At 69.6% G+C, this 10,030-nt stretch carries 9 protein-coding genes; 4 read left to right on the top strand and 5 right to left on the bottom strand.

The window, feature by feature from the left end; genetic code table 11:
- Positions 1-28: 28 nt before the first annotated feature.
- The 5 genes from ABT085_RS38325 to ABT085_RS38305 all read right to left on the bottom strand — a co-directional run bounded on the left by ABT085_RS38325 (position 29) and on the right by ABT085_RS38305 (position 5,077).
- Positions 29-193 carry a hypothetical protein gene (locus ABT085_RS38325; protein WP_351619105.1) on the bottom strand — a complete coding sequence of 55 codons (165 nt, stop codon included), beginning with the start codon at positions 191-193 and terminating at the stop codon, positions 29-31.
- A gap of 46 nt (positions 194-239) precedes the next feature.
- Positions 240-1,397 carry a glycosyltransferase family 2 protein gene (locus tag ABT085_RS38320; RefSeq protein WP_351619110.1) on the bottom strand — a complete coding sequence of 386 codons (1,158 nt, stop codon included), beginning with the start codon at positions 1,395-1,397 and terminating at the stop codon, positions 240-242.
- 131 nt (positions 1,398-1,528) lie between these two features.
- The gene (locus ABT085_RS38315; protein ID WP_351619102.1) at positions 1,529-1,777 is read right to left on the bottom strand and encodes a DUF6458 family protein; all 249 of its coding nucleotides are present in this window, start codon (positions 1,775-1,777) and stop codon (positions 1,529-1,531) included.
- An 88-nt stretch (positions 1,778-1,865) separates the two neighbouring features.
- Positions 1,866-3,161, bottom strand: a complete 1,296-nt coding sequence (locus ABT085_RS38310; RefSeq protein WP_351619100.1) for a M18 family aminopeptidase — start codon at positions 3,159-3,161, stop codon at positions 1,866-1,868.
- A gap of 89 nt (positions 3,162-3,250) precedes the next feature.
- Positions 3,251-5,077, bottom strand: coding sequence for an acyl-CoA dehydrogenase (locus tag ABT085_RS38305; protein WP_351619107.1), 1,827 nt, complete (start codon positions 5,075-5,077; stop codon positions 3,251-3,253).
- 142 nt (positions 5,078-5,219) lie between these two features.
- Here ABT085_RS38305 and ABT085_RS38300 point away from each other — a divergent pair, with 142 nt between their 5' ends.
- The 4 genes from ABT085_RS38300 (at position 5,220) to aspS (ending at position 9,890) form a co-directional block, all read left to right on the top strand.
- Positions 5,220-5,693: an SseB family protein gene (locus tag ABT085_RS38300; RefSeq protein WP_351619091.1), complete on the top strand. Its 474-nt coding sequence runs from the start codon at positions 5,220-5,222 to the stop codon at positions 5,691-5,693.
- Positions 5,694-5,841: 148 nt separating this feature from the next.
- Positions 5,842-6,819: a pirin family protein gene (locus ABT085_RS38295; RefSeq protein WP_351619088.1), complete on the top strand. Its 978-nt coding sequence runs from the start codon at positions 5,842-5,844 to the stop codon at positions 6,817-6,819.
- 65 nt (positions 6,820-6,884) lie between these two features.
- Positions 6,885-7,970 carry an AI-2E family transporter gene (locus tag ABT085_RS38290; RefSeq protein WP_351619085.1) on the top strand — a complete coding sequence of 362 codons (1,086 nt, stop codon included), beginning with the start codon at positions 6,885-6,887 and terminating at the stop codon, positions 7,968-7,970.
- 156 nt (positions 7,971-8,126) lie between these two features.
- Positions 8,127-9,890 carry an aspartate--tRNA ligase gene (aspS, locus tag ABT085_RS38285; RefSeq protein ID WP_351619082.1) on the top strand — a complete coding sequence of 588 codons (1,764 nt, stop codon included), beginning with the start codon at positions 8,127-8,129 and terminating at the stop codon, positions 9,888-9,890.
- Positions 9,891-10,030: the final 140 nt, after the last annotated feature.

Below are 10,030 nucleotides of genomic sequence, written 5' to 3'. Positions count from 1 at the left end.
GCCCCGGAAGGCCGGGGCGCCCGGTGGTTCAGCGGCGGCGCGGGCGCGGCGCCAGCTTGAACAGGGCCACTCCGGCCGCCGCCAGCGTGGTGGCGGCCACCATCAGGGCCATGCTGTTCATCCACATCCCGGTGGCGGCCAGCGTGGCCCCTCCGGCGCCGGTGGTGCCGACGCCTATCACTCGTCCGTACATGGTCGTTCTCCTCGGTGCTCGGGTGCCGGCGAAGGGCGTGGGGGGCTCAGGTGGCCACCCACTTCTCCTCGCTGCGGCGCAGCAGGCCCCACAGCGAGGAGAAGTAGACGGCGTGCTGGAACAGGTCGTAGAGCATCTCGGGGACCATCAGCAGGGCCACCAGGAGTGCCTTGGGGCCGGCGCGACGGACGGAGACGGTCTTCTCGACCACGAAGACCAGGCCGATCGAGGTCCAGAACGGGGACAGGCCGGGCAGGCCGTAGATCGCCGTGGACATGGTCATGAAGGTCAGATAGACCAGGAAGGACAGCGCGCCGAAGCCCATCAGGAACTGCTGGACGAAGTAGCGGGCGGTGACCCGGGTCCAGCCGTAGTCGCGCAGGTTCTCCAGTGCTCCGCGCTGCCAGCGCAGCCGCTGGTGCCACAGCTTGCGCAGGGTGGGCATGACCTCGGTGACGACCGCGCAGCCGGCCGGGGACATGGCCCGGTAGCCGAGGGTCTTGACCGCCTTGGTCATCTCGTCGTCCTCGGTGAGCGAGGCGAGGCTGTAGTAGCTGTTGCCGCCGCCGATCGTGCCGGCGCGACGGGCGGCGCGCACCTCGCGCAGCACCCGGGCCCGGAACATGGTTCCGGTGCCGGTGAGCACCTGGGCCCTGCCGCCGGTGCGGTCCAGTTCCCAGGCGTAGCGGTGGAACTCCATGCGCTGGAGCAGGCCGAGGAGTCCGCCGCCCTCCTCGCCGTAGAAGACTCCGCCGACGGCGCCGACCTTGCGGTTGAAGGTGGCGACGGCGGTCTCGGTGAACCAGGGGTTCAGCACGGTGTCCGCGTCCTGCACCAGCAGCAGGTCGCGGTCGTCCAGGTGGGGCAGCATCCAGGCGATGGCCTGGTTGAGGGCGCCGGCCTTCTTGTGGGTGTTGCCTCGGGTGTGGAAGACCTGCGCGCCGTGGGCGGTGGCCACGGCGGCGGTGTCGTCGGTGCAGTTGTCGGCGACCACCACGATCAGGTCGGGGCGCCGGTTCTGACGCCACAGGCCGTCGATGGCGTCGGCGATGCGGTCCTGCTCGTTGTGCGCCGGGATCAGTACCGCGAGCCGGGGGCTGTCGGCCGGTTCCTCGTGTGCGGCGTGCGCGCGGCGGGCGCCGTGACGCCCGGTCGGTGAACCGGTCGCACTGGCCCTTGCGGCGGGGTCGCCGGATACCGCCAGGTCGTGCACGGCAGAGCTCCCCCGTCGTGGAATTGCAAGACTCCATGGCCTCTGCGCGACAGAGTCTTCACGACAGCCATATTTATTGACAATGCGGGGTCAATGGTTCACGGTCCGTGACCGGTGCCGGATCACACGCCGTATCCGTCGGAGTAGCCGTCGCGGTGGTGGTGGCGTTCCTCCTCGACGACGGTGGCCGCGGGCGGTACGACCACGCGCCTGCGCCGGGCGATTCCGCTGAACGTCGCCACACCGATCAGTCCGACCAGCATCAGGATGATGCCGACCATGTCGAGGTCGACCCCCTGCATGTGCCAGTCGGTCGCGAACGTGAGAATGGCTCCCACCGCGATGAGGATGATGCATCCGCCGAGGCCCATCAGGCTCGCCTCCCAGTCCGGACCGGTCGTTCCGGTCCCTGACTGCGGGTACCCCGGCGGACAACACCCATGCCGTGGAGCTGTGTTGCTAACTTGCCAGGAACGCCACCAACGCGTTCGCCAGCAGGTGCGGGTCGTCCGCGCCGCACAACTCCCGTGCGCTGTGCATCGACAGGATGGCCACGCCGATGTCGACGGTCCGGATGCCGTGGCGGGCCGCGGTGATCGGGCCGATGGTCGTGCCGCAGGGCATGGAGTTGTTGGAGACGAAGGACTGGAACGGGACGTCCGCCTTCTCGCAGGCGGCGGCGAACACCGCGCGGCCCGTACCGTCGGTGGCGTAGCGGTTGTTGACGTTCACCTTCAGGATGGGGCCGCCGTTGACGCGCGGGTGGTGCGTCGGGTCGTGCCGCTCCGCGTAGTTGGGGTGGACCGCGTGGCCGGTGTCGGAGGACAGGCAGACGGTGCCGGCGAAGGCACGGGCCCGGTCCTCGTACGACCCACCGCGGGCGAACACCGAACGTTCCAGCACGCTGCCCAGCAGCGGGCCGTCCGCACCGGTGTCGGACTGCGAGCCGTTCTCCTCGTGGTCGAAGGCGGCGAGGACGGGGATGTACGGCAGGTCGTCCAGGGATGCCACCGCCGCCAGCGCCGCGGTGCCGGCGTGCACCGACAGCAGGTTGTCCATCCGCGGCCCGGCCACGAGGTCCTTGTCGCGGCCCAGGTAGGCGGGCGCCTCCACGGAGTGCACCATCAGGTCCCAGCCGGTCACCTCGCCCGCGGCGAGCCCCGCCTCCTCCTCCACGAAGGCGATCAGGTCGCCGTCGCGCACCCGGTCGCCGAGGCCCCAGACGGGCTGGAGGTGGCGCTGCTTGTCGAGCTTGAGGCCGTCGGAGTTGACCGCGCGGTCGAGGTGGATGGCGAGCTGCGGCACGCGCAGCAGCGGCCGGTCGACGTTGACCAGACACGTCGAGCCGTCCCGCAGGGTCAGCCGGCCGGCCAGGCCCAGGTCGCGGTCGAGCCAGGAGTTGAGCAGCGGACCGCCGTAGATCTCCACGGCCACCTGCCGCCAGCCGTGCCCGCCGGTGTCGGGCAGCGGCTTGACCCGCAGGTTGGGCGAGTCGGTGTGGGCCCCCACGATCCGGAAGGGGGTGTGCGGCGCGGCGCTCCCGGGGACGTACCAGGCCACGATGGCGCCGCCGCGCAGCACGTACTTGCCGCCGGTCGTCCCGTCCCAGGCGTCCGTCTCCGAGACCTGCCGGAAGCCGGCCTTCTCCAGCCGCTCGGCGGCGTTGGCCACCGCGTGGTACGGCGACGGGCTCGCGCTCAGGAAGGTCATGAGGTCGTCGGTGTGGCCGCGGTCGAAGCGGGAGGGTTCGCTCATGGGGTTCACCTTAACGACGGACGAGGGCCCGTTCCCCATGACTGGGAACGGGCCCTCGTGAGGGCTTGGTGGAGCCGATTCCGTGCGGACTAGAAGGCGGCCTCGTCCAGCTCCATCAGGTCCAGGTCGATGTCCGTGGCCACCTTGCGGGCCAGGGTGACGCCGGGCAGGACGTTGGCCGCGAAGAACTTCGCCGCCGCGATCTTTCCGGTGTAGAAGGCCTTGTCCTTGGCGGAGGCCGTCTCCAGCTTCTCCGCGGCGACCGCGGCGCCCTTGAGCAGCAGGTAGCCGACGACCACGTCGCCGGAGGCCATCAGCAGGCGGGTGGTGTTCAGGCCCACCTTGTAGATGTTCTTGACGTCCTGCTCGGTCGAGGCGAGGTCGGTCAGCATCAGGCCGACGATGGCCTCCAGCTCGACGGCCGCCTTGGCCAGGTGGTCGCGGGCGCCCGCGAGGTCCTCGCCGCCGGTGCCCAGCGCCAGGAACTTCTTGATGTCCTCGGCGAGGGTGTTCAGCGCCGCGCCCTGGTTGCGGACGATCTTCCGGAAGAAGAAGTCCTGGCCCTGGATCGCCGTGGTGCCCTCGTACAGGGTGTCGATCTTGGCGTCGCGGATGTACTGCTCGATCGGGTATTCCTGGAGGAAGCCGGAGCCGCCGAAGGTCTGGAGCGACTGGGCGAGCTGCTCGTAGCCCTTCTCGGAGCCGTAGCCCTTGACGATCGGCAGGAGCAGGTCGTTGAGCGCGTTCTCGGCGGAGGAGTCCTCGCCGTTCGCCTCCTTGACCGCGATGGCGTCCTGGACGGAGGCGGTGTACAGCACCAGCGCCCGCATGCCCTCGGCGTACGCCTTCTGCGTCATCAGCGAGCGGCGCACGTCCGGGTGGTGGGTGATGGTGACCTTCGGCGCGGCCTTGTCCATGAAGTTCGCCAGGTCGGGGCCCTGGACGCGCTCCTTGGCGTACTCCAGCGCGTTGAGGTAGCCCGTCGACAGCGTCGAGATGGCCTTCGTGCCGACCATCATGCGCGCGAACTCGATGATGCGGAACATCTGGCGGATGCCGTCGTGCTTGTCGCCGATCAGCCAGCCCTTGGCGGGGTGGCGGTCGCCGAAGGTCATCTCGCAGGTGTTGGAGGCCTTCAGGCCCATCTTGTGCTCGACGTTGGTGGCGTAGACGCCGTTGCGCTCGCCCAGCTCGCCGGTCTCGAAGTCGAAGAGGTACTTCGGGACGAGGAAGAGGGACAGGCCCTTGGTGCCGGGGCCGTGGCCCTCGGGGCGGGCGAGGACGTAGTGGAGGATGTTCTCCTCCATGTCGTGCTCACCGGAGGTGATGAACCGCTTCACGCCCTCGATGTGCCAGGAGCCGTCCGCCTGCTGGACCGCCTTGGTGCGTCCGGCGCCCACGTCCGAGCCGGCGTCCGGCTCGGTGAGCACCATGGTGGAGCCCCAGGTCCGCTCGACCGCTATCTGCGCGATCTTCTTCTGCTCCTCGGTGCCCTCGTCGAAGAGGACGCCGGCGAAGGCCGGGCCGGAGGAGTACATCCACACGGCCGGGTTCGCGCCGAGGACCAGCTCCGCGTACGACCAGATCAGGGACGGCGGGGCGACGGTGCCGCCGATGCCCTCGGGCAGTCCGAGCCGCCAGTACTCCGACTCCATGAACGCCTTGTAGCTCTTCTTGAAGGAGGCCGGCACCGGGGCGGTGTTCGTCTCCGGGTCGAAGACCGGCGGGTTGCGGTCGGCGTCGGTGAAGGACTCGGCCAGCTCGTTCTCGGCCAGGCGCGTCAGCTCGGCGAGGACGCTCTTGGCGGTCTCGGTGTCCATCTCCTCGAACGGGCCGCTGCCGTACAGCTTGTCGCGGCCGAGCACCTCGAAGAGGTTGAACTCGATGTCGCGGAGATTCGACTTGTAGTGCCCCATGGCGACGGCTCCGTAGAGGATCGGCGAGGCGCTGAATCCTCGCGACTGTTTCACTTACCAACAAGTAGCTCCGATGATGCTACCCGCCAGTAATAAGATGCAACCCCGTTTGGGTCATCTGTGACTCGTTACTCTTTGGGGCATGTACGGCTACGACCAGAGCGCGGGTGCCCAGCAGGGGTACGCCCCGCCGCAGCAGCAGATGCCCGGCGGTGTCGGCGGTTACGGCCAGCAGCCGCCGCTCTACCCGGAACCGTCGCCCCCCTCCCTGGTGGACGCGGTCCGCGCCTTCACCACGGGCCAGGTGGCCGCCGAGGACTTCCAGCAGGTGTTCGCGACCTCGAAGGTGTACTGCCCGCGCGGCGACAACCCGGGCTTCCTCGCGCTGCACAACACCCAGCAGCCGGTGATCCCGATGTTCACCTCCCTCAAGGAGCTGCGCCGGTACGCGGGCAAGGAGTCCAAGTACTTCGTGATCACCGGCGCCGAGGTGATCGACCTGCTGCCGACCGGGTACGGCTTCGTCCTCGACATGGAGGGCGAGTACCGGATGGTCTTCGACGCCAAGGCCGTGGAGCAGATGGTCGAATTCGCGATGCGTCGCATGTACGGCTGACCGTCCGCCCAGGCCGCCCGATCCTGCCGCCCCGGCCGACCCCGATGTCACGCCCCGAGCCCGGAGGGAATTCCCTCCGGGCTCTTTCCGTTGAGGGTGGCAGAAAGTTCAACACTCAACTAATCTGGTTGCACAAGGAGGTACCGACATGCCCGCAGTAACCGTCGAGAACCCGTTGACGCTGCCCCGTGTGGCCGCTCCCGCCGACGCGGTGGCCCGCCCCGTGCTCGGCGTCACGACCGCGCCCAGCGGCTTCGAGGGCGAGGGCTTCCCGGTGCGCCGTGCGTTCGCCGGGATCCACTACCGCCATCTGGACCCGTTCATCATGATGGACCAGATGGGCGAGGTGGAGTACGCGCCGGGCGAGCCCAAGGGCACCCCCTGGCACCCGCACCGCGGCTTCGAGACCGTCACCTACATCATCGACGGCATCTTCGACCACCAGGACTCCAACGGCGGCGGCGGCACCATCACCAACGGCGACACCCAGTGGATGACGGCCGGCTCCGGCCTGCTGCACATCGAGGCGCCGCCGGAGTCCCTGGTCATGTCGGGCGGGCTCTTCCACGGCCTCCAGCTGTGGGTGAACCTTCCGGCCAAGGACAAGATGATGGCCCCGCGCTACCAGGACATCCGCGGCGGCAACGTCCAGCTGCTGACCACCCCCGACGGCGGCGCGCTGCTGCGGGTCATCGCCGGTGAGCTGGACGGCCACCAGGGCCCCGGCATCACCCACACCCCGATCACGATGATCCACGCGACGCTGGCCGCCGGTGCCGAGCTCACCCTGCCGTGGCGCGAGGACTTCAACGGCCTCGCCTACGTGCTGGCCGGGCGGGGTTCGGTGGGCGCCGAGCGCCGGCCGATCAAGCTGGGCCAGACGGCCGTCTTCGGCGCGGGTTCCTCGCTGACCGTGCGCGCCGACGCACAGCAGGACTCCCACACCCCGGACCTGGAGGTCGTGCTCCTGGGCGGACAGCCCATCCGTGAGCCCATGGCTCACTACGGCCCGTTCGTGATGAACAACCAGAAGGAGCTCCAGCAGGCGTTCGAGGACTTCCAGAAGGGCCGCCTGGGGACCATCCCGGCGGTGCACGGGATGACCGAGGGCGGACCGCAGGCCTGACGCTCCGTCACCCGGGCGGGCCGTTCCGACGGGACGGCCCGCCCTTCGCGTGATCGGGTGGAGGGGTGCACCTGCTTCCCGATCCCGCCCGCCGGCTCGCCGCCTGGTGTGCCGTCGTCCTGCTGGTCGCCGGGGTCGGCTACGTCGGGATCCGGCTGTGCGCCGAGTTCCGTACGGCCGTGACGCCGGTGCTGCTCGCGCTGCTGGGGACCGCGCTGCTCGGGCCGCTGCACCGCCGGCTGGTGAAGGCCGGGGTCAACCGGTCCGTGGCGGCCGTGGTCACCTGCGTCGCCGTGGTGGCCGTGGTCGGCGGCGCCGTCTACATCGTCGTCGCGGCGCTCGTCCACACCGGGGACGAGATCGTCGCCTCGCTCAGGACCGCGGCGCGCAGCATCTCCGACCACTTCGGCGCCGCCGGCACCTCGCTGGACGACCTCGCCGGCCACAGCAGGGAGCTGCTCTCCAAGTTCGGCGGCACCGCCGCCTCCAATGTCATCAGCGGGGTCAGCGTCGTCGGCGAGACCATCGCCATCGCCGTTCTGGCCCTGCTGCTCGTCTTCTTCTTCCTGCGCGACGCCCACCGGGCCGCCCCCGCGCTCAGGTCGCTCGCCCCGCGCGGCACCGCCGACACCGTGGAGGTGATGGCGCGGCGCGCCTTCCAGGCCGTCGAGGGGTTCATGCGCGGGACGACGGTCATCGCGCTGATCGACGCGGTCTGCATCACCGTCGGTCTGCTGATCCTGCGGGTGCCGGGGGCGATCGGGCTCGGCGCCCTCGTCTTCGTCACCGCCTACATCCCCTACCTCGGGGCGTTCCTCTCCGGGTCGGTGGCCGTGCTGGTCGCGCTCGCCGAACGCGGATTCGTCATCGCGCTGTGGGCGCTCGGTGTGGTGCTGGGGGTGCAGCTGCTGGAGGGGCATGTGCTCCAGCCGGCGATCCAGAGCCGGACCGTGCAGATGCACCCGGCGGTGGTGATGCTGGCGATCACCGCGGGCGCGTCCGTGGCCGGGATCCTCGGGATGCTGCTGTCGGTGCCGCTGACGGCGGCCGCCTTCGGGGTCCTGTCCGAACTGCGCACCCGTCACCTGTCGTCCGGGCCGCCCGGGCCGCCCGGGCCGCCGGAGGTGCCGTCCGGGTCGCCGGAGGCGTAGCGCGGGCCCGCACAGGCCCTGTCCGGGCTGTTGCAGGGGGCATGCCCCGGGACCTGCCGTGACAATGGTGGGGAGGTGATCACGGGCTGGCCGGTAGGCTGGGGTGAGGTTTCACGTGAAACACGACCCCGATCCGCGAAGGCTGGATGAACGACGATGCATCGGTACAGGTCCCACACCTGCGGCGAGCTCCGCGCCTCTGACGTCGGCACCGACGTCCGGCTGAGTGGCTGGCTGCACAATCGGCGCGACCTGGGTGGCATCCTCTTCATCGATCTGCGCGATCACTACGGCATCACGCAGCTCGTCGCCCGCCCCGGCACGCCCGCGTACGAGGCTCTCGACAAGGTGACCAAGGAGTCGACGGTCCGCGTCGACGGCAAGGTCGTCTCCCGTGGCAGCGACAACGTCAACCCCGAACTGCCCACCGGTGAGGTCGAGGTCGAGGTCGGCGAGGTCGAGCTGCTCGGCGCCGCCCAGCCGCTGCCCTTCACGATCAACACCGAGGACGGGGTCAACGAGGAGCGGCGCCTGGAGTACCGCTTCCTGGACCTGCGCCGCGAGCGTATGCACCGCAACATCATGCTGCGTACGGCGGTCATCTCGGCGATCCGTCACAAGATGACGGCGCTGGGCTTCAACGAGATGGCGACCCCGATCCTGAGCGCCACCTCCCCCGAGGGCGCGCGCGACTTCGTGGTCCCCTCCCGGCTGAACCCGGGCAAGTTCTACGCGCTGCCGCAGGCGCCGCAGCAGTTCAAGCAGCTGCTGATGATCTCCGGCTTCGACCGGTACTTCCAGATCGCGCCCTGCTTCCGCGACGAGGACGCCCGCGCGGACCGTTCGCCGGGCGAGTTCTACCAGCTCGACGTGGAGATGTCCTTCGTCGAGCAGGAGGACGTCTTCCAGCCCATCGAGAAGCTCATGACGGAGCTCTTCGAGGAGTTCGGCAACGGCCGTCATGTGACGTCCCCGTTCCCGCGCATCCCGTTCCGTGAGGCGATGCTGAAGTACGGCTCCGACAAGCCGGACCTGCGGGCCCAGCTGGAGCTGGTCGACATCACCGACATCTTCGAGGGCTCGGAGTTCAAGGCGTTCGCCGGCAAGCACGTGCGCGCGCTGCCGGTGCCGGACGTCTCGGCCCAGCCCCGCAAGTTCTTCGACCAGCTCGGCGACTTCGCCGTGACGCTGGGCGCGAAGGGCCTGGCCTGGGTCCGTGTCGCCGAGGACGGCTCGCTGAGCGGCCCGATCGCGAAGTTCCTGACCGAGGAGAACGTCGCCGAGCTGACCAAGCGCCTGTCGCTGGCGGCCGGTCACGCCGTCTTCTTCGGCGCGGGCGAGTTCGACGAGGTCTCGAAGATCATGGGCGCGGTCCGCGTCGAGGCCGCCAAGCGCGCCGGCCACTTCGAGGAGAACGTCTTCCGGTTCTGCTGGATCGTCGACTTCCCGATGTACGAGAAGGACGAGGAGACCGGCGCGATCGACTTCTCACACAACCCCTTCTCGATGCCGCAGGGCGGCCTGGAGGCCCTCCAGACCCAGGACCCGCTGGACATCCTGGGCTGGCAGTACGACATCGTCTGCAACGGCGTCGAGCTGTCCTCCGGCGCGATCCGGAACCACGAGCCGGAGATCATGCTCAAGGCCTTCGAGATCGCGGGCTACGACCGTGAGACCGTCGAGGAGAAGTTCGCGGGCATGCTGCGCGCCTTCCGCTTCGGCGCCCCTCCGCACGGCGGCATCGCCCCCGGCGTCGACCGGATCGTCATGCTCCTCGCGGACGAGCCCAACATCCGCGAGACGATCTCCTTCCCGCTCAACGGCAACGCCCAGGACCTGATGATGGGCGCGCCGACGGAGCTGGAGGAGGCGCGACTGCGCGAGCTGCACCTCTCGGTGCGCAAGCCGCAGCCGAAGTAGCGGAGCGCGGGACGCGAGACCCGCTCCCGGACGAGCCCTTGCGAAGGGGGGGGGGCAACGCGAGTCGGTTTAGGCCCCCCTCGCCGGAGAGGTTACCCCGCACGTGAGAGTTGTGGTTTAGCCCCGCCCCGGGGGCGCCC

This window comes from Streptomyces sp. NPDC002265, assembly GCF_040296125.1.
GTDB lineage: Bacteria > Actinomycetota > Actinomycetes > Streptomycetales > Streptomycetaceae > Streptomyces.
This window is presented reverse-complemented; position numbering and strand designations above follow the sequence as displayed.